General features: G+C 43.7%; 12 protein-coding genes. 8 read left to right on the forward strand and 4 right to left on the reverse strand.

Translation table 11 applies throughout. The annotated features are described in order from the left end of the window. On the forward strand, positions 1-972 hold the full coding sequence (locus tag HMPREF2794_RS12015) for a glycoside hydrolase family 43 protein (RefSeq protein WP_070751633.1): 972 nt from the start codon (positions 1-3) through the stop codon (positions 970-972). A gap of 144 nt (positions 973-1,116) precedes the next feature. Further along, positions 1,117-3,585, forward strand: coding sequence for an alpha-L-arabinofuranosidase C-terminal domain-containing protein (locus HMPREF2794_RS12020; protein ID WP_070751587.1), 2,469 nt, complete (start codon positions 1,117-1,119; stop codon positions 3,583-3,585). A 654-nt stretch (positions 3,586-4,239) separates the two neighbouring features. Here HMPREF2794_RS12020 and HMPREF2794_RS12025 read toward each other — a convergent pair. Together HMPREF2794_RS12025 and HMPREF2794_RS12030 are read right to left on the reverse strand one after the other, a co-directional pair. Continuing rightward, on the reverse strand, positions 4,240-6,714 hold the full coding sequence (locus tag HMPREF2794_RS12025; protein ID WP_083312068.1) for a glycoside hydrolase family 31 protein: 2,475 nt from the start codon (positions 6,712-6,714) through the stop codon (positions 4,240-4,242). Between the two features lie 84 nt (positions 6,715-6,798). Then, on the reverse strand, positions 6,799-9,438 hold the full coding sequence (locus HMPREF2794_RS12030) for a two-component regulator propeller domain-containing protein (RefSeq protein WP_070751588.1): 2,640 nt from the start codon (positions 9,436-9,438) through the stop codon (positions 6,799-6,801). Positions 9,439-9,668: 230 nt separating this feature from the next. On the opposite strand from HMPREF2794_RS12030, the gene HMPREF2794_RS12035 reads away from it, so the two are divergent. After that, positions 9,669-11,615 carry a glycoside hydrolase family 97 protein gene (locus HMPREF2794_RS12035; RefSeq protein WP_070751589.1) on the forward strand — a complete coding sequence of 649 codons (1,947 nt, stop codon included), beginning with the start codon at positions 9,669-9,671 and terminating at the stop codon, positions 11,613-11,615. Positions 11,616-11,715: 100 nt separating this feature from the next. Then, entirely contained in the window at positions 11,716-12,567 is an 852-nt protein-coding gene (locus tag HMPREF2794_RS12040; protein ID WP_055269173.1) for a TonB family protein, read from the forward strand. Between the two features lie 165 nt (positions 12,568-12,732). Here the strand turns inward: HMPREF2794_RS12040 and HMPREF2794_RS12045 are convergent, their stop codons facing one another. Both HMPREF2794_RS12045 and HMPREF2794_RS12050 read right to left on the reverse strand, forming a co-directional pair. Next, the gene (locus HMPREF2794_RS12045; RefSeq protein WP_010536335.1) at positions 12,733-14,739 is read right to left on the reverse strand and encodes a glycoside hydrolase family 127 protein; all 2,007 of its coding nucleotides are present in this window, start codon (positions 14,737-14,739) and stop codon (positions 12,733-12,735) included. Between the two features lie 37 nt (positions 14,740-14,776). Then, on the reverse strand, positions 14,777-15,778 hold the full coding sequence (locus HMPREF2794_RS12050) for a family 43 glycosylhydrolase (RefSeq protein ID WP_070751590.1): 1,002 nt from the start codon (positions 15,776-15,778) through the stop codon (positions 14,777-14,779). 204 nt (positions 15,779-15,982) lie between these two features. Between HMPREF2794_RS12050 and HMPREF2794_RS12055 the strand changes: the two genes are divergently transcribed. From HMPREF2794_RS12055 to HMPREF2794_RS12070, 4 genes are all read left to right on the forward strand, one after another. After that, positions 15,983-17,686 (forward strand): BNR repeat-containing protein, encoded by a 1,704-nt coding sequence (locus HMPREF2794_RS12055; protein WP_070751591.1) that lies wholly within the window; start codon positions 15,983-15,985, stop codon positions 17,684-17,686. Then, positions 17,683-19,701: an exo-beta-galactosidase/exo-beta-(1,6)-glucuronidase gene (locus HMPREF2794_RS12060; RefSeq protein ID WP_070751592.1), complete on the forward strand. Its 2,019-nt coding sequence runs from the start codon at positions 17,683-17,685 to the stop codon at positions 19,699-19,701. Before HMPREF2794_RS12055 ends, HMPREF2794_RS12060 begins: the two co-directional genes overlap by 4 nt. A gap of 239 nt (positions 19,702-19,940) precedes the next feature. Further along, complete coding sequence (locus HMPREF2794_RS12065; RefSeq protein WP_070751593.1) at positions 19,941-24,095, forward strand: hybrid sensor histidine kinase/response regulator transcription factor; 4,155 nt, start codon at positions 19,941-19,943, stop codon at positions 24,093-24,095. A 521-nt stretch (positions 24,096-24,616) separates the two neighbouring features. Beyond that, the gene (locus HMPREF2794_RS12070; RefSeq protein ID WP_070751594.1) at positions 24,617-25,939 is read left to right on the forward strand and encodes an IPT/TIG domain-containing protein; all 1,323 of its coding nucleotides are present in this window, start codon (positions 24,617-24,619) and stop codon (positions 25,937-25,939) included. Positions 25,940-25,943 lie beyond the last annotated feature (4 nt).

Raw genomic sequence — 25,943 nt, forward strand, 5'->3', positions numbered from 1 at the left:
ATGAATATGAAAAAGTATATTTTCCTTCTGGCACTCCTCTTTACAGGAGTGCTGACAGGATACAGCCGGCAATCTGCCTATCTGTTTGTCTATTTTACCGGAAACAGGATGAGTGAGGAAGCCATTCGTATGGCTGTCAGCCCCGATGGATACAATTACTATGCGCTCAACAGAAACCAGCCGGTCATCGACTCCCGCGAGATCAGTTCTACGGGAGGAGTACGCGACCCGCATATCCTTCGTTGTGAAGATGGAAAAACATTCTATATGGTCGTTACCGATATGGTTTCTGCCAACGGATGGAGTTCCAACCGTGCCATGATTCTGCTGAAATCGAAGGACCTGATCAACTGGACTTCCAATGTCGTGAATATCCAGAAGAAATATCCGGATCAGGAAGACCTGAAACGGGTATGGGCACCGCAAACCGTCTATGACCGGGAGGCGAAGAAATACATGGTATACTGGTCGATGCAGCACGGTAATGGGCCGGACATCATCTACTACGCATATGCCAACAAAGACTTCACTGATATAGAGGGGGAACCGAAGCCCTTGTTTATTCCGGAGAATAAAAAGTCCTGCATTGACGGAGACATCATCTACAAAGACGGACTTTACCATCTGTTCTATAAAACGGAAGGACACGGCAACGGTATCAAGAAAGCTACGACCGCTTCTCTGACCTCCGGACAATGGAAAGAATCGGAAGATTACAAGCAACAGACGAAGGAGGCGGTAGAAGGCTCCGGCATTTTCCCGTTGATAGGTACGGACAAGTATATCTTGATGTACGATGTATATATGAAAGGCAAGTATCAGTTTACGGAAAGTACGGATCTGGACCACTTTAAAGTGATTGACCATGCGATCAGCATGGACTTCCATCCGCGTCACGGCACCGTAATGCCGATTACCGACAAGGAACTGAAACGCCTGTTCAAAGCATACGGCAAACCCGATAAGATGTAACCTTGCAAATAAATACCATGAAAAAACTCCTGTTCCACCTTTTTAGTGAATATGCGCTCTTTTTTTGCAGAGATTGTAGTTGCCGGACAAGCCGGAAAGATCTTATCTTTGCCGTTATAATGATCTTATATTATAAATTATACCATGAAACATTTACTTCTGCTATTTAGTGTATTATTAGTATCGTTGCAGCAGCCCCTGTGTGCCGCAACTCATGAGACCACCAGTACCCCCGATTCGGTATCCCTCTTTGCTTACGCCACCCGGGGGGACGACGGACGAAGCGGACTCCGCTTTGCCTGGAGCGTGGACGGGAAGCATTGGTTTGAGATCGGGCCGGGACACGGTTATATTCGTTGTGACTATGGTCGTTGGGGATCGCAGAAAAAGATGCTCGACCCGAATCTGAAACAACTTCCCGGCGGAGAATGGCTCTGTATCTGGAAGTTGAATGACCACGACGGATACGGTCAGGCTAAATCAAAAGACCTGATCTACTGGGAAGCCCAGCAATATCCCCGTACTACATCCGATTTTGAAGGAACCAGAGTCAAAGCAAAGATTGCCGGACAGGAAGAAACGGGAACTGTCAACCGGGTAGCCTGGTCGGTAGTGGACGAACTGACGAAAACTTACGAGCGCAATCAATACCGTAACTCCCTGTATGGCGAACGACCTGTGCAGGACAAAGAACGTTTTGCCGGCTTGAAACCGGTGAAGGCTACCGTCACAGCACAACCGGAAGAAACCAAAGAAATCAGCGACTTACTGATGGGTATCTTTTTTGAGGACATCAACTACTCCGCCGATGGCGGCCTGTATGCCGAACTGATTCAGAACCGGGATTTCGAATACACCCCGTCCGACCGGGAAGGAGATAAGAACTGGAACAGTACCCACTCTTGGAGCCTGAAAGGGGAGAAAGCTACCTTTGCGATAGAAACCTCCGACCCTGTCCATCCGAACAACTCGCACTATGCAGTCCTGAATGTCGACCGCCCGGGAGCTGCGCTGACCAATACCGGTTTCGATGGAATCGCCCTTAAAGCCGGTGAGAAGTATCATCTTTCATTGTTCGGTCGCATCCCCGAAGGCAGTAAAACCAATAAGATACTGGTACGCCTTGTGGATGCCGACGGCACTGTGCAGGGCGAAACGACAGTTACTGTCTCTTCCCGTTCGTGGAAAACTTATCAGGCGGTATTGACAGCGAAGGCATCGGCTGACACCCATCTGGAACTCCAGCCGCAATCAGCCGGTACGGTGGAGCTAGATATGATTTCCCTGTTTCCGCAGAACACCTTCAAAGGCAGAAAGAACGGTTTGCGTGCCGACCTTGCACAGACACTTGCCGATATGCACCCGCGCTTTGTCCGTTTCCCCGGTGGCTGTGTGGCACATGGAGACGGCTTGAAGAACATTTATCAGTGGAAAAATACCATCGGGCCGTTGGAAGCCCGCAAATCTGCCCGTAACCTTTGGGGATATCATCAAAGCATGGGGTTGGGTTACTATGAATATTTCCAGTTCTGTGAAGATATAGGCGCAGAACCGCTTCCGGTGCTCGCAGCAGGTGTTCCTTGTCAGAACTCCGCCTGTCATGGTGATTTGAGAGGCGGTCAGCAAGGCGGTATCCCGATGAGCGAAATGGATGCTTACATTCAGGATATCCTCGACCTGATAGAATGGGCGAACGGAGATGCGAAGAAAACAAAATGGGGTAAAATACGTGCCGAATCCGGACATCCGAAACCTTTTAATCTGAAATATATCGGTATCGGTAATGAAGACCTGATCACCGACATTTTTGAGGAACGTTTCACGATGATCTTTAATGCCATCAAAGAGAAGTATCCGGAGATCATCGTTGTCGGCACGGTAGGTCCTTTCAACGAAGGTACGGACTATGTGGAAGGCTGGAAACTGGCGGACAAGCTCGGTATCCCGATGGTGGACGAACATTATTATCAGTCTCCGGGATGGTTCCTTCACAATCAGGACTTCTACGACAAGTACGACCGTTCCAAAAAGACGAAAGTATATCTGGGTGAATATGCCACCCATATTCCCGGACGCAAGGCGAATATGGAGACAGCTCTGACCGAAGCACTCTATCTGACAGCGCTGGAACGCAACGGGGATGTGGTACACATGACTTCCTATGCTCCCTTGCTGGCAAAAGAAAGACGCACGCAGTGGAATCCGGACCTGATTTACTTCAACAACCGGGAAGTGAAACCGACAACAGGATACTATGTGCAGAAACTGTACGGTCAGCATGCAGGCGATCATTATATTCCTTCACAAATCAGTCTGGACAATCAGGACAGCCGTGTGAAACTTCGCGTTGGGTCTTCCATCGTTCGTGACAGCAAGACCGGTGATGTGATTGTGAAGCTGGTCAATATGTTGCCGGTCAGCATAGAGACGGAGGTTCAGTTACCGGGAATTGACGGTATCCAGTCTTCCGCTACGCGCACTGTATTGGCAGGTGCACCGGAGACTACTCCGCTTCCGGTGACAGATACGATAGAGGCAGGGGCCAACTTCAAACAGCAACTGCCGGCTTATTCGTTCACGGTCATCCGCTTGAAGACACAAAAGGCTAAATGATAAGGTAATAAACAGGTTTTCAATAGAGGTTTGTCTATTTGTTACGGCTAGTCTGATTCTCTTTCATTCGATTGAAGGAAATCAGACTAGCTTTTTTTGTTAAGGGGGGGAGGAAGTCATGGTAAGTAGGAGGAAGAATTATACCATGTAGTTCCAAGATTAGTTTCAGGCGGGTGAAACTAAAGTTTCAAATAGGAGAAACTCTAGTTTCAAGCATTGGAAACAATAGTTTCATACCTTAGAAACTAAAGTTTCAAGCGCTTGAAACTTTCTGGAGCACCTGTCGCTTTGCTTCAATCAACCGCATGATTGGTTTTAATCAACCGGTCAATTGTTAATGGGTGACATCTCAGGTATTAATAGCCTGAGAATGGTATAACACTTGGAAAGTGACAATAAGAAGGATGATATGCGGTATTATCACTCTATTATCACCGGCTATTGTCACCGATAAATATTTTGTAATCAGTGACTTATACCTAAAAGTGATAAGTGACAATAAGAAAACGTGTTTTATTCTGAAGAGAGAAGTATGTAGTTTGCCATTATTTAGGCACGGATTACACGGATTAACACGGTTTTTAATAGTCTATCCAATCTCTTAAAACCGTGAAATCCGTGTAATCCGTGCCTAAATATTTGTTACTTGTCAATTTATAACTTTGCAACCACCTTCTTTCCTCTGTAAGAAACGGACTTGTCGAATGTAGCTGAGTCACCGTCACCACAGCCTTTTCCCGGTTCCACTACTATCAAGTTGAACTTACGGTTCTTCAGCATTCCCTTGTAGCTGCCTTGTCGGTCGTCAATGGTTAGTGTACGGTCTTGGTCGTTCCATTTCAGAGTGATGGTGGAATAGGCACCCTTTTCGTAATTGTAATTGTCGAACTCATCTTCGTAAAGGGTAAATTCAGCATCTGCTCCCGGATAAATACGGATGGTCAGATTATCCCATTTCTTTTCCGTAGAGTATTGTACAGCGGGCCCCCAGGGGAGGATAGAACCGGCACGAACGTAGATCGGCATAATGTCAATCGGTACTTCACGCTGGAGTGTCTGTCCGCCTTCCAGTGTTTGTCCGGTCCAGAAGTCGAACCAGCGGGCACCTTGGGGAAGGTAAACATCGGTTTTTCCGATCCTGCTCATGTCTTTCTGGTGACCGTTCTGTTTTTCGTCTTGCCAAGTATACAGAGAATCTGTTACCGGGCGAACCAGGAAATTACGTCCGAACATATACTCAGTGTCCATATCGAGCACCTTTTTGTCTTTCGGGAAGTCCATCATAAGCGGGCGCATGATGCTGCCTGCCTTGCTGGTCACTTCCCAGGAAGTGCTGTAAATGTAGGGTAACAGGCGGTAACGTAAATGAGTGTATTTTTCCAGTGCGTCATAAGACCAGTCGCCCTTCTTGCCGAACTGGTATATCTCCACGGCTACCGGGCTGGAGTTGTGCGAACGCATGATAGGCTGGAATACTCCCCACTGATACCAGCGGACGTGCAATTCATGATAAGCGATGTTGTTGACATTATTGTTATATCTCCATGCGAAGAAGCCGCCTAAATCTGTGTTCCAGTAGGGGATGCCGCATAATGTATAGTTCAGTCCTGCAGCTAACTGCTTGCGCATCACGTCCCAGGTCGAAACGACGTCACCGCTCCATGAATGCGAAGCATAACGTTGCTGTCCCAAGAAAGAAGAACGGGTGAGCAGGAATACGCGCTTGTCGGAAGTGGTGGCGCGTTGGTGTTCGTATACCCCTTTGTTGGACATTAAGGGGAAGGCGTTGTGTACTCTGCGGAAAGACCCCAGATAGGTCTGTGTATTGAAGTCCTGGTCTTTGATATCCATATGGTCCGGTTCGGTGGAGTCGAGCCACCATGCATCCATACCCAGATCGAAGATGTTCTTTTTCATCGCCGCCCAGTAGATATCCCGTGCTGCCGGATTATATGGATCGTAAGGTTTGACTCCGGCTTTGGGCGGCCACGTCTCGAAGTGGAGCAGTGCTTTCAGACTGTCCATCTTCTGGTACATTTCCGTCCACGGTCCGAAGGAGGCCCATACTGAGATCATGATATGTGCGTTCTGCTTGTGTACATAGTCTATCATCTCTTTGGGGCTTTTAATGCGGGGAGTTCCGTAGTTGGCGTTCTTGTCCTCTCCGTTGGGGAGGAACTTCATGTATTCCGGATCACCCATTTTGTTGATGTAGCGGGGATTCTGGAATTTCATGGAATTCCAGTTTTCGTTGCAACCCCAGTATTGCCAGTCCTGGATAATTCCGTCCAGAGGAACTTTCAGTTCACGGTATTTGTCTACGACTTCGCATAGTTCATCCGGACTTTTGTAGCGTTCGCGACATTGCCAGAATCCGAGAGTCCAGAGAGGATACAAAGGAGCTTGACCTGTCAGGTCGCGTACTCCGGCTATGACTCCGTCGGCGTTGCCGCCGTAGATGAAGTAGTAGTCGGCACAGTCACCGACTTCCGAGTCGAAGGAAGTCTCTTGCGGGTTGTCGAGGAAGGTGGTGGGAGAGTAATTGTCCCAGTAGAGGGCATAGCCTTTGATAGAGTGAATGAAAGGAATGCAGATACTCATGTTCTGGTTGCGGAGGAAGAGTTTCTGATTACGCTGGTTCACTTTCCCTGTCTGCTGCTGCCCCAAACCGTAGATGACTTCGTCTTTATCCAGCAAGAAAGCCTGCCGGACATTGTACGACGGAACGCCGGCATCGTTGAAAGGAGTAAACTGCGTTCCGTAGTCTTTGTCTGTCAGCAGTCGTTGTCCTGCCGTATCGAAGAAGTGGATACCACCTGTTGCGGGGTTCACTTCCACTTGGATGGCATTGCTGCTCAATGTCACATTTTTCCCCTTTTCACCGAAAGAAACCGAGGTCTGTTCCGGTGTTTTGGTGACGACGAGGCTTTCCTTGTCGGAAGCCGTTTCGCTTAGTGTTTTATATACCCGGACGATAGTAGGCGAATAGAATTCTATACTGACGTCCATCCCTTGTGCTGCATACTTGATGCCTTGGGAGGTGCGTTGTACGTTTTGTGCCGTACCGTTTGCGGCAATGATCGTTGCCCATGCCAGCAGGATGCCTGTTTTTCTAAGATTCATTTTCATGGTTTTCAAAAGTGCTTTATGATACGGCAAAGGTAGGGCAGAAGGGCTTCTCGCTGACAATAGCCAGGTTGAAACAAACAACAATCAGGTTGATTTCTTCGCTTTCTCCGCATATTCAGACGGACGGCACCCGTACATTTCCTGAAAACATTTGCTTAGGTAGCTGGAACTGCTGAAACCGGTACGCTCCGCTATTTCAGTTACGCTCAGTTGGCCTTCGGCAAGCAACTGTGCTGCCCGTTGAAGACGGATGTTACGGATGAACAGGCTGGGAGACTGGTCGAGCAAAGTCACTAGCTTGCGGTAAAGTCCGGTACGTTCCATGCAGAGGTCACGGCTCAGTTGCTCTACGGAGTAGCCGCTTACGTCAAGGTTCTTTTCCACCAGTTCGATGGCCTGTACCAGGAAGGCTGAGCCATTATCAGATGCTGTCGCGTTCGTATCGCAGGCAGGATGGGGGCAGTCCTTTTTCTCCGAACGGTTTTTCTGTTCGGCCTCATAGTTATTGCATTGTTCTATCAGGTTGCGGATACGGAGCAGCAGAATTTCTTCTTTATGTTGCTGTTCCATCTTTTTCTTTGTCTGATAGATATAGAGGCGGATGCTGCCTGAGACGATCAGTAATAGGGCGACTGTATACAGAACGTAGGCAGTAGTCGTTTTCCACCAAGGGGCGTGGATGGTGACCTGTATCTTTGTGATGTTTTCGTTCCATTGCAACAGGTTGTCGGATGCGGCAACCTTGAATGTATATTCTCCGGGTGGCAGATTGGTGTAAGATGCCTGCAGGATACCATTGCCGACGGTTGCGTTCCCTTGTCCGCTTGCGAAGGCGTTCATCCATTGTTTGTCGATTCCTTCCAGTTGGTAGCGGTAATAGGTACGTTCACTGTTCACGTAGTTCAGTGCCGAACATTCGAAGGTCAGAAAGTTCTGGTTGTAGCCCAGTTCTATCTTCGTGGTATAAGGAGCAGCTTGGGGCAGGATGATGCGGTTTCCGTACCTTTCTCCCGTGTTGACTTTCTCACCATATAGACGCAGGGTGGTGAAGACCGGTCTGTAGGGCAGTCCCGGAGTGGCGAGTTCCTGGTCGGGGCAGAAAATGGTAAAGCCGTCGATGCCTCCGAAATAAAGTGTGCCGTCGGAAGATTCGAAGACGGCTCCTTGCATATATTCTCCTTCCAATGCGCCGTCTAACTGGTTGAAATTGGTAAAACCGACCTCCTGATTCTCCGGATGGACATGAATACGCGAAATACCATTGCTGGTAGTCACCCAGATATTGTTATTCTTATCCTCGATGATTGCCTGCACGAAGTTGTTGCTCAGTCCGTTTTCACGATAGAAGACACGGGGGGAGGCTGTGTGGTCCGGCGTTTGCCCGTTATCAGTGAAAAGCTCCAGTCCGTCGGCTGTTCCTGCCCATGTCCATCCTCGTGAATCGGTGCATAAAGCGGTGTACGATTGGTTTCTGTACGATTGGTTTCCACTTCCCCGGTTCAGCGCTCTTGCAGTTTCTGTAGAAATCGATGAGGCTGATACAGGCACTAGGATACGGGCACCTTCTTTGTCGGTCGTCAGCTGATAGATTTTAGAATGACTTTTCAGATAAATGTGGTGGTCGTCGTCTTCCGCAAAGGCTTCGACGGTTACATCCTCTTCCGGTGATACGGGGAAAGAAGTACGGCTGACGTTCAGCAGTTTGTGCATGGCAGGGTGATGATAGAGCAATCCCCGATTGAATGTGCCGACCCACAATCCGCCCTGAGCATCCTGAAAGATAGTGCTGACTTCGGTCGAAACGAGCTGCCCTTTCTTTGTTTCCAGTACGGGAATATACTGTTGTTCCCCGTTTTTGAGGTCGATGATCCAGAAACCGTGGTAACAACTGACGTATGCTTTCTCGCTCTGTGGGGTGACGATTAAGGTGTTGAGCGTGTAGTCTTGCTCGAACAGCTTTTGCCATGTCCGGTTTTGCGGATTAAAGTAGAATAGTCCTCCTTTGCGTCCATTGCGCAACTGGTAGAATCCTTTCTCGCTTTTAACGACAAGAGAGGTATACCCGAAGTTCTCCCGTTCGGATGCGGGGTAAGCTGCCCGTTCGTACAGTCGTTTGCCGGTTTTCGGATCGTAGCATGCTACTTCGCCCGTGTGATAGAATAAATAAATCGCGCGTTCGTCTGAATTTACGTCTTGTAGCTTTCGCTGCTCATGCTCCGGCAGAGACATGCGGATGCCTGTTTTCAGTTCCTGCAATGTCCGGGAAGTAAGCAGCCAGATACGTCCCGAATGGTCAACGAAAAGGTCTTCTACCGGTTCGTGTATATCTCTTTCCCGAAAATAAGAGTCGAGGTCGGCAATGTATTCTTCTTGAGGGAGATGGATGCACATCAGTTTATGACGATCTTTGATCCACAGAAGAGAATCCCCGCATTGATAGATGCGGTAGTATCCGTCATACTGTTTCAGCGGATAGACGTTTTCTGCCTTGCGGTGGAGGTAGCTGAAATGCACGCCGTCATACAGATTGACGCTCCCGTTGGTGGTAAACACCATTCTTCCGTCGGGTAGCTGGAGCATGTAGCGTATTTGGTTGTCACTCAATCCTTGAGCCGTATTGACCGACGTAAACAGAAAGTCGCCGGCACTCACAGTCAGCGTCATCCTGATACATAGGATGAGGAATAGGAGTATTCTGGTGTTTTTCCGGTTATTTGCCGTCATTAGGATACGGATTATGGTTATCGATGACAAAGATAGAAAAAGTCGGGATTATACTTAGTCAAACGATTCTTTTTATAAGGAGTTTCGGGAGGGGATGTCTGTATATCAATCAAAGAGGGGGGAGAAATCATGCAAACGCCTGAAGCCTGTGTGCGGAGATAATTATATTTCCTATTTTTGCTTTCGGTATAATAGGAAAGCATTTTAATTATAAAACGAAGAATAATATTATGAAGAAACTTGTAAGTGCTTTGGTGGCAATTCTTGGTATGGGTACTCTTGCAGCGCAGGATGTAGTTGTAAAGGGACCGGACGGAAAGTTGCAGTTGGCGGTATTTGCTCAGAACGAGACGAAACCTTGCTATTCTGTCAGTTATAACGGACAAACGATGCTGGAGAAGTCCCCTTTGGGTATGGATACCAATATCGGTGATTTTACGAAGAATCTCAAACTGGCCGGACATTCCGTTGACAAGATCGACACTGTCTACCGGCAGACGCGTATTAAGGTCTCCGAAGTACATTACCGTGCGAATGAACTGACTTGTCATTTCGAGAATGAGAAAGGGCAGAAACTTGGAGTTGTCTTTCGGGTGAGTGATCATGATGTGGCTTTCCGTTATACTTTGCCGCATCAGGGTGGAAGAGCCAGTGTGACGGTGAATGAGGAAAAGACAGGTTTCCGCTTTCCCGAACAGACTACTACTTTCCTGTGTCCGCAGAGCGATGCGATGATAGGCTGGAAACGTACGAAACCCAGCTATGAGGAAGAATATAAGGCAGATGCTCCGATGAGCGAACGTTCGCAGTATGGACATGGATATACCTTCCCTTGTTTGTTCCGTGTAGGGGATGCCGGCTGGGTACTGGTCAGCGAGACGGGTGTGGACAGTCGCTATTGCGGTTCCCGGTTGAGTGACGTGAGCGAAGGAAATCTATATACGGTTGCTTTTCCGATGGCGGAAGAAAATAATGGCAACGGGACGGTCGCTCCTGCTTTTGCATTGCCCGGTGCTACTCCGTGGCGTACGATCACGGTGGGAGATAATCTGAAACCGATTGTAGAAACGACTGTTCCGTGGGACGTGGTAAGTCCGCTTTATGAAACGGAACATGAGTATCGTTTCGGTCGCGGTACATGGAGCTGGATTCTTTGGCAGGACGGAAGTATTAACTATGATGATCAGGTGCGTTATATTGATTTGGCTTCGGTGATGGGATATGAGTACGTGTTGATAGACAACTGGTGGGATACGAGAATCGGACATCAGCGTATGAAGTCACTGGTTGAGTATGCACGTAGTAAGGGAGTGGAATTATTCTTATGGTATAGTTCTTCCGGTTATTGGAATGACATTGAACAGGGACCGGTAAACCGGATGGACAATGCGATCATCCGTAAACGTGAAATGAGATGGCTGCAAAGTTTGGGTGTGAAGGGAATCAAGGTCGATTTCTTCGGAGGTGACAAGCAGGAGACGATGCGGTTGTATGAAGATATCCTGAGTGATGCGGACGATCATGGATTGATGGTTATCTTCCATGGCTGTACATTGCCTCGCGGATGGGAACGTATGTATCCGAACTATGTAGGTAGTGAAGCGGTGCTGGCATCGGAGAATATGGTGTTCAACCAGCATTTCTGCGATGAGGAAGCATTCAATACATGCCTTCATCCGTTTATCCGCAATACGGTGGGATCGATGGAGTTTGGCGGTTGTTTCCTGAACAAGCGTCTGAACCGTAATAATGACGGCGGTACGACGCGCCGGACTACGGATGTGTTCCAGTTGGCGACTACCGTTCTGTTCCAGAATCCGGTTCAGAACTTTGCATTGGCTCCGAACAATCTGAACGATGTTCCGGCTGTCTGTATGGACTTTATGAAGCAAGTACCCGCAACATGGGATGAAACACGGTTCGTCGATGGTTATCCGGGTAAATATGTGGTGTTGGCACGTCGGCATGGAGATATCTGGTATTTGGCGGCTGTGAATGCCGGAAAGGAACCGTTGAAACTGAAATTGGATCTGGAGATGTTTGCCGGAAAGACGGTGGCTCTTTATAAGGATGACAAGAAGGGGGAGCCGCAACTTACATCGCTGAAGGTGAAGGAGAATGGTAAAGTGCAGCTGGAGATTCGGTCGCAAGGAGGTGCTGTACTGGTAGCGCGTTGATATTTTTTTCATTATGTGAAAAGAAACAGACGAATCTTGCTGTGTTTCAATAAAAATACACTATCTTGCGGTAATTGTTTAACCTTTAAATATGATAGTTATGAACACAAAATTATTCGGTCTGTTTCTCGTATTATTGGTATGCCTGCCTTCGTTTGCCCAGCAGAAGCCTGTGGAGAAGGTGGATAGTGATGGAGTTTATCTGATGCCCGATCAACTGCCGGAATTTCCGGGAGGGATACAAGCTATGATGAAGTTTCTGTCTACAAACATCAAGTACCCTGTGGAAGCACAAAAGAAGGGGATTTCCGGTCGTGTGATTGTGCAGTTCGTCATTATGGAAGACGGAACATTGGATCAGGCCAAAGTTATAAGAGGAGTCGACCCCTTGTTGGACGAAGAAGCGTTACGTGTAGTGAAATCAATGCCTAAATGGAAACCGGGAATGGATAGAGGTGAGGCGGTGAAAGTACGTTTCACTGCTCCGATCATGTTTAATCTGTCTAAAAAGGATACACCGAGGCCTAATTTCCCCGAACTTGTGGTGCCGTTGGGACAGGAAGTGGAAAACAGGTCTTTGCAAGGAGTATGGCAAAGTTGCTCCGTACAGCCGGGCGAACATGGATATAAAATACTGTTATTTCCTGTATTAAAGATTGTGTCGGCTGACCAAACATTCATGAATATAATGACAGCCGGTATGGATGGCAAGTCAAATGCAGTTATTTATTGTCAAGGTGAGTACAGTCTGCCGTCGGATAACACTTATGTGGAAATGGTGGACAGATCGCTTGATCCTACTTTTACACAAGGAACAAAGAATGAAATCAGTGTGGAACGACTGCATGATAATCTAATCAAATTATCTTTTACGGTTCCGGGACAGGAAAGAAGATGGACGGAATATTGGTTCCGGGTTCCTTCGCCGAATGTGAGGATATTGGCTGATTGATTTTTTCCTCTGTTTATATAAGATTTTGCTTGTCAGGCGACGTAGGCTTGAAAACTGCGTGGAAATGAAGAATGAAGAATGATGAATGAAGAATGAAGAATTGGCTGCGCTATCATGCTGCAAAGTAATTCTTCATTCATCATTCTTTATTTCAAAACGTTCGTATTAATTCTTAAAGAATCCGTTATCCTCCCATACTCCTGCTTCCTGTAGCTGTGTTGAAGTGGCACTTACATCGATGGGTAGCCATACTTCCATATCACCTTCACCACGGTGCGCCCAGGCATAATATGGAATTAGAGTGAGTTCTACGTCTTTAGCTACCAACTTTCCTGCCATGTCATAGCTTAATGCCTGTGCATCGGTTGTTAGTTGATTGATACCGTAAAGTAACTCAGGTTTTTCTGTTACTTTGAATTGCGGATGTTGGTTGAGAAGTACGCTGTGTATATTGAATCTGTTGTCCGGCCATTCTGCACAATACACGATGGGCCCGCGTTCAACGGCAACGCGACCGCGGTCGGCTTCTACCTTCGGATTTGCTTTTACTATTCGGGGAAGCATATCGAAATGTACTTCTACTACATCTCCTTTTTTCCATTTGCGGGCGATACTGAGATAGCCGTTGTTCACGTCGCTTTCTACTGGCTGTCCGTTGACGGATACCCGGTAAACCGGTTTTTGATTGTCAGCGTAAGCGTACAGGTCACCGGGCAGTACATTTCCACGTACCCAACCGGGAATACGGAGCTTCATCGTAAAGTTCTGATTGCCTTGCGCTATTTTCAGACGGATGTCTCCCTTCCATGGGTAATCGGTTTCCTGTTCCAGAATAATCTTTTTCTTATCCACTTTCAGCTCGGCCTTGTTAGAGAGGAAGAGGTTCACGTATACCTGATCGTCCTTCACGGCATACACATATCCCGGTAACGACGGGATGAAACGGCTGACATTGGAAGGGCAGCAGGCACAACCGAACCAAGGTTTGCGACTGTATTTTCCGCTGGAAGACAGTGGGTTGGGGTAGAAAAAAGAACCTCCGTCCAGTGATACACCCGATATCAGACCATTGTACAAAGTGCGTTCCAGCACATCGAAATACTTGGCATCTCCATGAAGCAGGAAGAGACGGTAGTTCATATACACATTGCCGATAGCCGCACAAGTTTCGCAATAAGCGGACAGGTTGGGGAGTTCGTAGTTGTTACCGAATGCTTCGCCTGCGTGACGTGCACCGATACCTCCGGTTATATAAATCTTTTTAGAGACGATGTTGTCCCAGATTTTGTCAATCGCTTTAATATAGCTGCTATCGCCGGTGATGGCTGCCACATCTGCCATGCCGGAATACATATAAACGGCACGCACGGCATGTCCTACGGCTTCATCCTGCTCTACTACGGGTTTGTGTGCCTGACTGTAAGCGTCTTTCCGGCTTGTGTATCCACGGGTATCCAGGAAGAACTTTGCCTGATCGAGATACTTTTTATCTCCTGTCACCATGTAGAGCTTGACTAGAGCCATCTCGGCTATCTGATGTCCCGGTACATATTTCTTTTGTTCGGGCCCGTTGCCGATTTCGCGGCAGACACAATCGGCATATTTAATGGCAATATCAAGGAAGTTTCGCTTTCCGGTAGCCTGATAATGCGCTACGGCTCCTTCGACCATGTGCCCCAGATTGTAGAATTCATGGCTCAGGTTCTCTACGGCTACCCAGCGTTCTTTTCCTGCCCAGTTGTGCGGATGCTTCGGGTTCATGGTACGGGCGGTATAGAGATAGCCGTCCGGTTCTTGGGCTCCGGCAACAATGACGAGTATACTGTCGATGTATTTTTGCAGCTTCTTGTCCGGATAGGTCTGCAGGGAGTAACTGGCTCCTTCTATTGTTTTGTATACGTCGGTATCGTCGAAAGAGAATCCTTCTACTTTATATGTATCGCTGGGATGGGCCGCTTTTATAAAGTTTTCGTAACGCCCTGTCTCTTCGCATTTGCTGAATGCCAGAGGAATAGTTACTTCACGGCTCGCCTGAAGGCGCTGTCCCCAGAAACTGTCCGTCACTTTGACGGAGGTAAAAGGTACAGGGTCAATAGGATACCCATGATTAATTTGTGCATTTCCTGTGATGCAGAGGCAAGTCAGGAATGTTGCAGTCAGAATGTTTTTCATCTTGGTATTATTTTAGAATGAATAGCTCGTTTCTTTGTTATGGGGTGGGAACGACCGGTTTGATTGTTCCGTCCGGATTGAATTCCATCCGGTCGATGCATACTTCACGGTGCCAGCCCGGTCCGTCTTTCAAGTGATTCTTGTTGATACGGTGGTATACGATATACCATTTATCTTTTCCGGGTATTTGCAGGATAGAATTGTGGGCAGGGCCGTAGATCTCTTTTTCCGGATTCTGGATGAGTATGATCGGTTCTTTGGCTACCTCAATCGGGGCGAGTGGTGACCGGGCAGTGCCGTAAGCCACATGATAGTTCGGTGAACCGGTATCGTCAACAGACCAGAAGAAATAGTAAACTCCTTTTCTGTAAATCACGTAAGGTGCTTCACGGTAGGCATAAGTTTGCAGGGTTCCCCCTTTGGGCGTTAAAACTTTGATGGTCTCTTCTTTGATGGACAGCATATCGTCGTTGAGTTCGGCTCCTGCCATATAACCGTTGCCCCAATAAAGGTAGCTTTTGCCCGATACAGGGTCGGTGAATACATCCACATCAATCTGCTGTCCTCTTCCTGTGGGGGAGGAGGTGATAATTGGTTTACCCAGATCGGTGAAAGGTCCGGTAGGGGAATCTGCTACGGCGACCCCTATCTGTTTGCCTTTGTTGGTCGTTGGATTGGCACTGTAATAGAAGAAGTATTTATATTTTCCGTCTATTTTCTTTTCTTCGATACAAGGAGCCCAGGCATTTCCATTTGCCCAGGAGACATTTTTGCCCATCTCAAGAATAACTGTTTCTTCTTTCCACGTCTTTAAATTCTTCGATGAAAAGACCTTAAAATAACTTCCGCCCCATCCCGGAAAACCATCGCTGGTAGGATAAATATAATAACGTTTTGTCAGATGGGAATACAATACTTCGGGGTCGGCATGGAATCCGGGCAGAATAGGATTGCCTGATTTTTTATTCTGTGCTACGCCTTGCATTGTTCCGATAAGGAACAAACTAAATAGAATAATTCTGATGAATGAATGTTTCATGATAGGTAGATATAATTATTAGTTCGTATGCTACAAAGATAGGTCTTATCTGAATAAAAGAAGGGTCACATATCTGTCAAAGGGGGATAATTATCATTCATAATAGAAGTTGTGAACTAAATTTAGACTTTAATGAACGGTATTCGGATATCCTTTTGATTATAAAGCACTATTTTTGCACTGATCTAAAAATATATTATTACTATGAGAGCGAAACTGATTTTACCTTTTCTGATTTTATACTTATTCTGTCATTTATGGCCGGCACAAGGGCATGAAGTAACTGCCGAAGGAGCCTGGTGCTGGTTTGCCGATCCGCGGGCTTTGCATTATGAAAATAAAAAAGGTACGATAAACAAGACATATATCGGTTATATTGATGTACATGGCAATATTAAAGCTATGCAGTATGACTTTAAAAAGAAGCGGCAGGATGAGGTGTTGATCCGCTCTTATTTTCAGCCGGATGACCATAATAATCCGACGTTTCTGGTATTGCCGGACGAACGGATCATGATCTTTTATTCGCGCCATACGGATGAGTCTTGTTTCTATTATCGTATCTCCCGCACTCCCGGAGACATAACGACACTGGGAGATGAAAAGGTGATTAAAACGAAGGATAATACCACTTATCCGTCTCCGTTTATCTTGTCGGATGATCCGGAGCATATCTATCTGTGTTGGCGGGGGATTGGCTGGCATCCTACTGTTGCCCGCTTGTCGTTGCCCGATCAGGATGATCAGGTAAAGGTAGACTGGGGGCCTTATCAGATAGTGAAGTCTACAGGTGCCCGTCCTTATGCCAAGTATATGTCGAATGGAAAGGATAAGATTTATTTTGCTTATACGACCGGACATCCGGACAATGAGGAACCTAATTTTCTGTATTTTAATTATATCGACATCCGCTCTTTGCAGCTGAAGGATGTCAGGGGAAATATTCTTTCGGCTATTGCCGACGGTACCTTTAAAGTGAACAAGACGACTGACTATGTACGCCGGTATCCATCTACTTTGGTCGATCATTCGTCGGCGCGTGATTGGGTGTGGCAGGTTGCTTCGGATGAGAATAATCATCCGGTTATTGCCATGGTACGTATCAGCAGTGATAAGAACTCCCATGATTACTACTATGCGAAGTGGAACGGGCACGAATGGAAGATGACATTTCTAGCCAATGCCGGCGGTCATTTTCATCAGACCCCTAATCTGGAAAAATGTTATAGTGCCGGTATGGCTATAGATCCGTCGAATACTAATCATGTGTATTGTTCGCTGCCTGTGGAAGGAAAACAGGGGAAAGTCTACGAGATTATAAAATTTGTGTTGAATGAAGACGGGGAGATTGCTTCTACAGAAGCAGTCACGAAAGACTCGCAGTATAATAATGTCCGTCCTTATATAATACCTGGTTCGGAAGATTCACCTTTGAGACTTACGTGGATGTTCGGCAATTATTATGATTGGATTGTCAGCTCACGTTATCCGCAAGGTTACTGCACGGGAATTGCTTGTGATTTTAAAGGCTTTCCGGATGCAAAGAAGAAAAAGAATCTTGTAACGGAGAAGAATTTCAAGTTCAACCCGAAGAAGGCTTTTACACTGGAACAAACGGTCACTCTTGATGCCGCTCATTATCAAGGCACACTTTTGCAACTGGGTGATCTTGAGTATTATCTGGATGGGAAAACGATGAAGCCGGAAGTGAGATATAAAGGAAAGGTGTATACCAGTTCCAATATACTCGGAACATCTGATTGCTGGAAAACAACTTCGCGCAGTACAGGTGGCAAGTGGTACACTCCACAAAAGTATGAAAGCTTCAAGCTAAAGTGGGAGTATAATAAAGGTGTATTATGTGTATATATTAACGGACTGTTGGATCAAAAAATAGAAATAAAATGAGAAGGAGAGCTTTAAAAAATAGTGTGGCAGGAATTCTTGCATTGTTTGTTCTCCCTTTGTTGGGGGGATCAGTTGCTGCACAAGAAAATGTGTTTACCGTACAGCAACCGGATTATCAAAGAAGTCCTTATACAGGAATGACACGCCAACACTGGATACAGGCGGGCGAATATTTGCTGCAAGGTGCATTCAATTATATTCATACATTGGACGATCAGATGTACTTTCCGAAGCAACTGGACAAAACATATCCCAATAATGACGGACAAGTTCCGGTTGCCAAGCTGGAGGGACTGGCACGAACCTTGTTTGTGGCTGCTCCTCTTTTGAAAGATAACCCGGATTTAGTGATGAACGGAATAAAGGTGGCAGACTATTATCGGCATCAATTGGTGAATCTCTCTAATCCGAAAAGTAAGAGTTATATTCCTCATCGTAAGGGAGGTCCCAGTCAGACTTTACTTGAGTTAGGCTCTTTGGCTATTTCAATGAAAGCAGCCCAGGCTATTTTGTGGGACCCGTTGACGAAATCACAAAAGGATTCGCTTGCTGCGACCATGCTGAGTTATGGAGAGGGACCGACTATCGGTTCCAACTGGATGTTCTTCAATGTGTTTATCTTAAGTTTTATGAAAGATCAGGGCTATGTCGTGAATGATGATTATTTAGAATCAAACTTAAAGAAACTCCTGGCACGTTATCGTGGAGAAGGCTGGTACAACGATGCTCCGGCTTATGACTATTACAGTGCATGGGCATACCAGACCTATGGCCCTATCTGGGCGGAGATGTTTGGGAAGAAGCAGTATCCTCAGTTGGCACAGCAATTCTTGGCAAATCAACATGATATGGTAGCTAACTATCCGTATATGTTCAGTCGGGATGGTAAGATGAATATGTGGGGACGAAGTATCTGCTATCGTTTTGCGTCAGTTGCCCCACTTGCTTTGCTTGAATATGATCAGAGCGGTGAAGTAAATTATGGGTGGATAAGAAGAATAGCATCTTCTACTTTATTACAATTTCTGGAAAGACCGGAATTTCTAGAAGATGGTGTTCCGACAATGGGCTTTTACGAGCCTTTTGCTCCTGCCGTACAGATCTATAGCTGTCGTGGTAGCGTATACTGGTGTGGTAAAGCTTTCCTAAGTTTGTTGCTGCCGGAAGATGCTGAGTTTTGGACTGCTAAAGAAAATACTGGCCCTTGGGAAAAAGAGCTGAAAAAAGGAAATGTGTATAATCAGTTTCAACCGGGAACCAATTTGCTAATAACGAATTATCCGAATAGTGGTGCTTCCGAGATGCGCTCATGGTGTCATGAAACGGTTGCAAAGGACTGGCAAAAGTTCCGTAGTACAGAAAACTACAATAAGTTGGCTTACAACACGGAATTTCCGTGGATGGCGGACGGAAATAACGGGGAAATATCCATGAATTACGGAACAAAGAATAAGAAAGGTGAATGGGAGGTATTACGGCTTTATACATTCCAGAGTTTTAAAGATGGTATTTACCGTCGTGATGCTGTGCTCGAAACAGATAGTACTGTAAAGTACCAACTGGCTGATATTCCGCTGCCAAACGGAATACTGAGAGTGGATAAGGTTTCAGTATCTGAGCCGACAGAGATATGTTTAGGACATTATTCTCTTCCCCGTCTGAATACAAATATCCAAGAAACATCCCGGAAAGTAGATAGACAGGAAGTGCCAGTTTTGTCTAATGGAGAATATGAGCTTGCAATGATACCATTGGCTGGTTGGAATAAAGTATATACAATGTATCCGGAGGGATTACATCCGGTAAGTAATCAGTGTGGCTTGATTATGACTTCTGATAAACTAACTGACAGTAAAATCTATGTAATGCTTCAATTATGGAAAAAGAATGATGGTAAGAATACCTTTTCCAAGAAGGAATTGAGTCCTGTCAAATCTATTCGTATCTCGGAGGATAAGAAACAGGTAATAATTCAATTATCTGCAAAAGAAACAAAAACAATTCTATTTCAGTGATATTATAAAAATGAAAGAAGAGACAGTGGAGGCATGCTTTCACTGTCTTTTTTTGTAGGAATAATTGCTATTAGTGGTTGCTTACTAAGGCGAATTTTCCTTCAAAATGTTCTACTTATCAGTATATCTGTCTATACTATTATTTAGTCGTTGTTTATTAATCTTTTTATTCATAATTTTGGTCGTATATATAAATTAAGATTATTATATTTGCGTTTGAACGAACAAAATCTGGTTATATGAAAAACACAAGAATTACTACTTTCTTATATAAGTTAGGCTTCTTCATTTCATTCATGCTCTTTAACTTCACTTTGCTGTCGGCAACTGAAGAAGTTATCTATAACTTGAAATTTAAGCAACTTTCCGCTCCACATTCACTGCCAACCAATGAAGTTCAAAAAGTATATCAAGATAGAGATGGATTTATTTGGTTCGCTACTCGTAATGGATTATGCCAATATAATGGATATGAAACGACGCTTTATAAATCCAATCTTTATTCTCCGGATTTATTGACCACTAATAGCATCACTTGCCTGGTTGATGATAATAATAATAATCTTTGGATTGGTACATCGGAAGGATTGAATGTGATGGATAAGAGAACAGGAGAGATCAAAAAGTACAAAGCGCCATCCATATCTAATAATGTAGTGTCTGCACTATGTGTGACTCGTGATAATACTCTTTGGGTAGGTACTGATAATGGCTTATGCCGCTATGTTCCGGAGAAAGACACTTTTGTTGTCTGTGGAGATGAATTTGGAGATGGCAGGCTACGATATGTTACAATCAAATCTTTATTAGAAGATTCAGATGGCGATCTTTGGATTGGAACTTGGGCACAAGGGTTATTTCGTTATTCTCCATCTACAGATAAAGTAGTAGTATATCCCAAAATTAATGAGCAATATTCTTCTCATGTTATTTATGAAGATAGTAATAAAGATATTTGGGTAGGAAGCTGGGGCTATGGACTTTTTAAACTACGGAATCCTAAAGATATGGAGAATGTGTCTTACCAAAGTTTCCTGCATGAAAATGGCGATGATTCAAGTTTATCCGATAATATAGTATATGATATAGCTGAAGATATAAATACTCATACTTTATGGGTTGGTACACGCAGTGGATTAAGTATTTTAAGACTTGATGAGTCGAGTTCCTTTATTAATTATAAATCAGGGAAATCTGATTATCGTATTCCTTCTGACGAAGTAAATTCAATTATGCGTGATAGTCAGAAGAATATGTGGATAGGAGCCATTGGCGGTGGAGTTTTGATGGCTGATACACGGCAACCTGCATTTGCTTTGCATACACTTAATTTCGGTGATGAAGATATTCCGGTAACTTCTGTTCGTACGTTATTTGCCGATTCAGATCAAAATTTATGGATTGGAGTTGGAACTTACGGATTAGCGCGTAGAGAGTATGTGACGGGCGAACTAAAGATGTATTCACATATACCGGAATTTTCAGGTGTAAAAGATTTGCCTTCTCTTTTTGCGGTTGTTCAGCGTAAAAAAAGTGGTGATATCTGGTTTGGTATGTATAACGGAGGAATTTACGTCTATCGGAAAGGCGAGAAGGTGAAGCACTTAACAACGAAGAATAGTGCTTTTCTCACTTCAGATTGTGTATCGGCTTTATATGAAGATTATGAAGGGAATTGCTGGATTGGTACGCGTGGAGGAATAGGAGTCCGTTTATCTGATGGTACTGACTATCGCTTCGAAACAATGAATTTTAATGATAGCTTGTCTGCTGGATGGATATATGTAAGAGATATCGTGCAGGATATGGATAACAGTGTTTGGTTGGCTACATCCAATTTTGGTGTGATTCATATAACGGGAGATGTTCGGCAACCTTCAACGCTGAAGTATGAGAATTATAGTTTTCATAACCGTAAATTAATCACGAATACAGTTCTCTGCATGCATATTGACCGTTTTGGACGATTATGGGCGGGGACAGAGGGAGGAGGATTATACCTTTATAATCGTAGCACGGGACAGTTTGAAGAAAAGACACGGACATATAGCATTCCGGGAGATGTTATCGTTAGTATAGAAGAAGATAAAAGTGGAAATTTATGGCTGGGAACAGTTTCCGGACTGGTGAAACTTTATGTGGTTGCTGTTGGAAATGATTTTTCGACTCGTATATATACTTCTGCTGATGGACTACAAGATAACTTTATTGTCAATTCGTCTTGTAGCCGTGATGGAGAACTCTTCTTTGGAGGCCATAAAGGCTACAATAGTTTTTTTCCCGATAAAATGGAAATCCCATCTCAGGAAACTAATTTCCTGATAACAGATATTAAAATATTCAACCACTCTTTTAAAAACTTGCCGGTTGAGCTACAGCAGAAGATTTCTCCGGTAATGCCTACCTATACAAGTAAGATTGAACTTCCCTATAAATACAATAATTTTAGCATTGAATTTGCTGCTCTTACTTACAAGAATCCTGAACTGAACAGGTATGCTTATCGTCTCCAGAACTTTGACCGGGATTGGCAGTATACGGATGCAGATCGTCGTTTTGCCTATTATAACAATCTGCCAAGTGGAACGTATACGTTTCAACTGAAAGCAACGAATGAAAACGGAGAATGGAGTGGTTATGTACGTGAATTCACAGTGGTAGTCCTTCCTCCGTTTTGGGCAACTTGGTGGGCTTATCTATTATATATGGTATTGGTATTGGTTATTGGTGTCTTAATTTACCGTACAATTAAAAAACGTATATTGCTTCAGAATGCCTTACGGCTTCGTGAAATGGAGAAGGCAAAGGCGGAAGAATTAAATCACGCTAAGTTGCAGTTCTTTACTAATATTACCCATGAATTATTAACTCCATTAACAATTATTTCGGCAACAGTTGATGAGTTGAAAACACAGGCACCTAGTCATAATGACTTATATACTGTAATGAATAGTAATATTCAGCGACTAATTCGATTGTTACAACAAATTCTTGAATTTCGTAAAGCGGAAACTGGTAATTTGAAGTTACGAGTCTCTCCAGGAGATCTTGCTGCTTTTGTAAGAACAGGGACTGAAAGCTTTAAGCCTTTAGTGAAAAAACGTAAGATACATTTTTCACTTCTTTGTGACCCTGAATCTATTGTTGGTTACTTTGATATAGATAAGTTAGATAAAATCATGTATAATTTATTGTCAAATGCCGCTAAATATAATAAAGAAGATGGATTTATCCAAGTAACTTTATCTTATGATGAAGAAGATAGAGAGTTTGTGTTATTGAGGGTTAAAGATAATGGAAAGGGTATCTCAAGAGAGAAACAAGCAACTCTTTTCAAACGATTCTATGAGGGGGATTATCGTAAATTTAATACTATTGGTACGGGCATCGGACTTTCATTAACAAAAGATTTGGTTACATTGCATGGGGGAACAATCTCAGTAGAAAGTGAGGTAGATCATGGTACCGAGTTTATTGTACGAATCCCTATTGAGCGTTCTTATTATGATGAAGAGCAAATTGATGACGAAGTTATTTCTTTGAGGCAAACAGCTATTGATTACGAGGATACACCGGAAGATGTTATTGCTGAAGTCCAAGAATTGGCGACAAAAGCCAATTCCATATTGTTAGTGGAAGATAATGAGGAATTACTAAACCTGATGACAAAACTATTGGGCCGCGAATATAATGTTTTCACTGCGGAAAATGGGAAGGAAGGTATTATAGTATTAGAAAATGAAGATGTTGATTTAATTGTATCTGATATAATGATGCCTGAAATGGATGGGATAGAATTTTGTAAATATGTGAAAGGGCATTTGGAGATTAGTCATATACCGGTCATTTTATTGACTGCTAAGAATAAGGAAGAGGATAGAGCGGAAGCTTATGAAATTGGTGCGGATGCATTTATTAGTAAACCTTTTAATTTGACAGTTCTTCATGCACGTATTCGCAATTTGTTAAAGTATAAAGCACGAATGGCACATGATTTTAAAAATCAAATTGTATTTGAAGTGAAAGATTTAAATTATACCAGTTTGGATGAGGATTTTATTCAACGTGCTATTAATTGTGTAAATAACCACTTAGAAGATCCCAACTTTGATCAAGCGCAATTTGCGGATGAAATGTTAACTAGTAAATCTACTTTATATAAAAAGTTGAAGTCTTTAGCAGGTTTGAATACTTCTTCTTTTATACGTAATGTTCGTTTGAAAGCAGCCTGTAGGATTATGGAAGAAAAAGGGATCAATATTCGTGTTTCCGAATTAGCTTATGCAGTAGGTTTTAATGATCCTAAGTATTTTAGTTCTTGTTTTAAAAAGGAGTTTGGTATGTTACCGTCTGAATATATTGAACGATTTATTATCGAGAAAGAAAAAGACTAAGTAAAATTGCCTTTTGAATTATCTTTTTTAAGTTTATTGTAAACCTCTCTCTGTATCAGAATGAGGTAGTGTGTTAATAATAAAGGATATTATCTTCAGGTACACAAATTGTTTCGTAGGGCTGTGGTCTTTCTTTCGGAGACTATACTTCTATGAAAGATTGATTATAGTGCTTCTTTCGAAGGAGTATAATCATACGAACTAAAATATGGACTTGAAGATATTAGAGTAGACTTGATTCTAAGTTAATTATGCTATAATTAGATATGTAGATATATTAGTGAACTATGTTTTTGCTGTAATATAACAGGGGAGAATATAAATAAACCTTCTATGTCGAATTATAATTCAAATATGTCGAATATCTCAAATTCGACCTTGTAGAGCTATCTTTAGAGTAAAGTGCAGATGTTCGCACCTATATTTGCATTGTGATAACGGAGAAATATCTCAATACTACTTTCAATCATTTTTTCGGTAGAATAGAAAATAACTTTATTAACCTTTTAAAAAAAAATAGCATGAAAAGAAAGAAATCCAGTATGAATGTGGGGTATGTACTTAAGACGGTCTTATCCACATTTAGTGTTTTATTTTTAGTCGGTCTTCTTTTTTCTTGTAAGGAGGACTATGCTTATGTTACTCCGACTTATGTCAGTACAGCCTATGATTCGAGTAAACCTGTGGAAATAACTGCAATATTACCTGATTCTGGTGGATATAAAACTCCTTTTGTTATAAAAGGAAGCAATTTTGGCAATGACTTATCAAAAATTAAGGTAATTTTTAATGGTGATCGTGAAGCTGTACTCGTCAGTACAAACGGAGAGACTTTATATGGGATTATGCCTAAACAAGAGGATGGCTTTAATGAGGTAGTTGTTACTGTAGACGGAAAGGAAAGTAAATCTCCACAAACTTTTCGTTATGTGAAAGTGGAGCAGGTATCTACAGTTGCTGGCAAATCGGGAGTTGGAGGCTATACAGATGGGACATTGATTGATTCACGTTTTGGGAAGATTTCTGGTATTGCTTCAGTGGTAGGAAATAACTTGATAGTTTGTGAAGGAGATGATGGACGTGTTCGTATGGTTTCTATTGATGACAACAAGGTTTCAACCCTGTTCTCAGGTTTTAAACTAGGTCAACCTGCTGTCACAAAAGATCGTACTAGAGTTTATGTTATTCAAACAGTTAGCCCTCATGCTATTTATTATTTTGCGAGGGAAAACTCATGGACTTCTAAACGTTTGACTTCTGGAATAGCAAACGTCACAGGGCAAATTCATTCTTGTGCGTTAGATAATGATGAAAAATATCTTTATTTCCGCGACCATAATGGTAAATTTGGAAGAGTCGAAATTGCTAATCCGCAGAATGTTGAAATTTTGAATTCAAATTGTGGAAAGGTTGATAAAGAGACTTCTTACTTGGCATTTAATCCTGTTGAAAACTGCTTTTATCTTTCTCTACAAAATGCGCAAGGGATTTATAAAGTTTCTCATGATGGGCAAACTGTGGAGGATTATGCCGGATTTAATTCGATTGGCGGGAAAGATGGACCTCGCCTGGAAGCTACATTGAGAAACCCGGCAGGTATTACTTTTGATAAAAGTGGTAACTTATATTTTTGTGATTCGCAGGGTTATACTTTACGAAAAATTTCTCGTATTGATGGAATGCTTACTACTGTTGCTGGACAATATCAGAAAAGTGGCGGCGTTGATGGATTACCTTTAGAATCTACTTTTAATTATCCTTATGTTGTTTGTATGGATGATGAAGAAAATTTCTTTATCGGTGAGCGTTGGGGATGTGTAGTGAGAAAATTTGCAGTAGAATAATCTT

Source organism: Bacteroides sp. HMSC067B03 (assembly GCF_001811315.1).
GTDB classification, from domain to species: domain Bacteria; phylum Bacteroidota; class Bacteroidia; order Bacteroidales; family Bacteroidaceae; genus Bacteroides; species Bacteroides faecis.

What these genes read in the sequence shown, in the direction of transcription:
- HMPREF2794_RS12020 (WP_070751587.1), top strand. Translation starts at nt 1,117, where the DNA reads ATGAAACATTTACTTCTGCTATTTAGTGTATTATTAGTATCGTTGCAG.
- HMPREF2794_RS12045 (WP_010536335.1), bottom strand. Translation starts at nt 14,739, where the DNA reads ATGAAAAACATTCTGACTGCAACATTCCTGACTTGCCTCTGCATCACA.
- HMPREF2794_RS12015 (WP_070751633.1), top strand. Translation starts at nt 1, where the DNA reads ATGAATATGAAAAAGTATATTTTCCTTCTGGCACTCCTCTTTACAGGA.
- HMPREF2794_RS12050 (WP_070751590.1), bottom strand. Translation starts at nt 15,778, where the DNA reads ATGAAACATTCATTCATCAGAATTATTCTATTTAGTTTGTTCCTTATC.
- HMPREF2794_RS12035 (WP_070751589.1), top strand. Translation starts at nt 9,669, where the DNA reads ATGAAGAAACTTGTAAGTGCTTTGGTGGCAATTCTTGGTATGGGTACT.
- HMPREF2794_RS12030 (WP_070751588.1), bottom strand. Translation starts at nt 9,438, where the DNA reads ATGACGGCAAATAACCGGAAAAACACCAGAATACTCCTATTCCTCATC.
- HMPREF2794_RS12040 (WP_055269173.1), top strand. Translation starts at nt 11,716, where the DNA reads ATGAACACAAAATTATTCGGTCTGTTTCTCGTATTATTGGTATGCCTG.
- HMPREF2794_RS12070 (WP_070751594.1), top strand. Translation starts at nt 24,617, where the DNA reads ATGAAAAGAAAGAAATCCAGTATGAATGTGGGGTATGTACTTAAGACG.
- HMPREF2794_RS12055 (WP_070751591.1), top strand. Translation starts at nt 15,983, where the DNA reads ATGAGAGCGAAACTGATTTTACCTTTTCTGATTTTATACTTATTCTGT.
- HMPREF2794_RS12065 (WP_070751593.1), top strand. Translation starts at nt 19,941, where the DNA reads ATGAAAAACACAAGAATTACTACTTTCTTATATAAGTTAGGCTTCTTC.
- HMPREF2794_RS12025 (WP_083312068.1), bottom strand. Translation starts at nt 6,714, where the DNA reads ATGAAAATGAATCTTAGAAAAACAGGCATCCTGCTGGCATGGGCAACG.
- HMPREF2794_RS12060 (WP_070751592.1), top strand. Translation starts at nt 17,683, where the DNA reads ATGAGAAGGAGAGCTTTAAAAAATAGTGTGGCAGGAATTCTTGCATTG.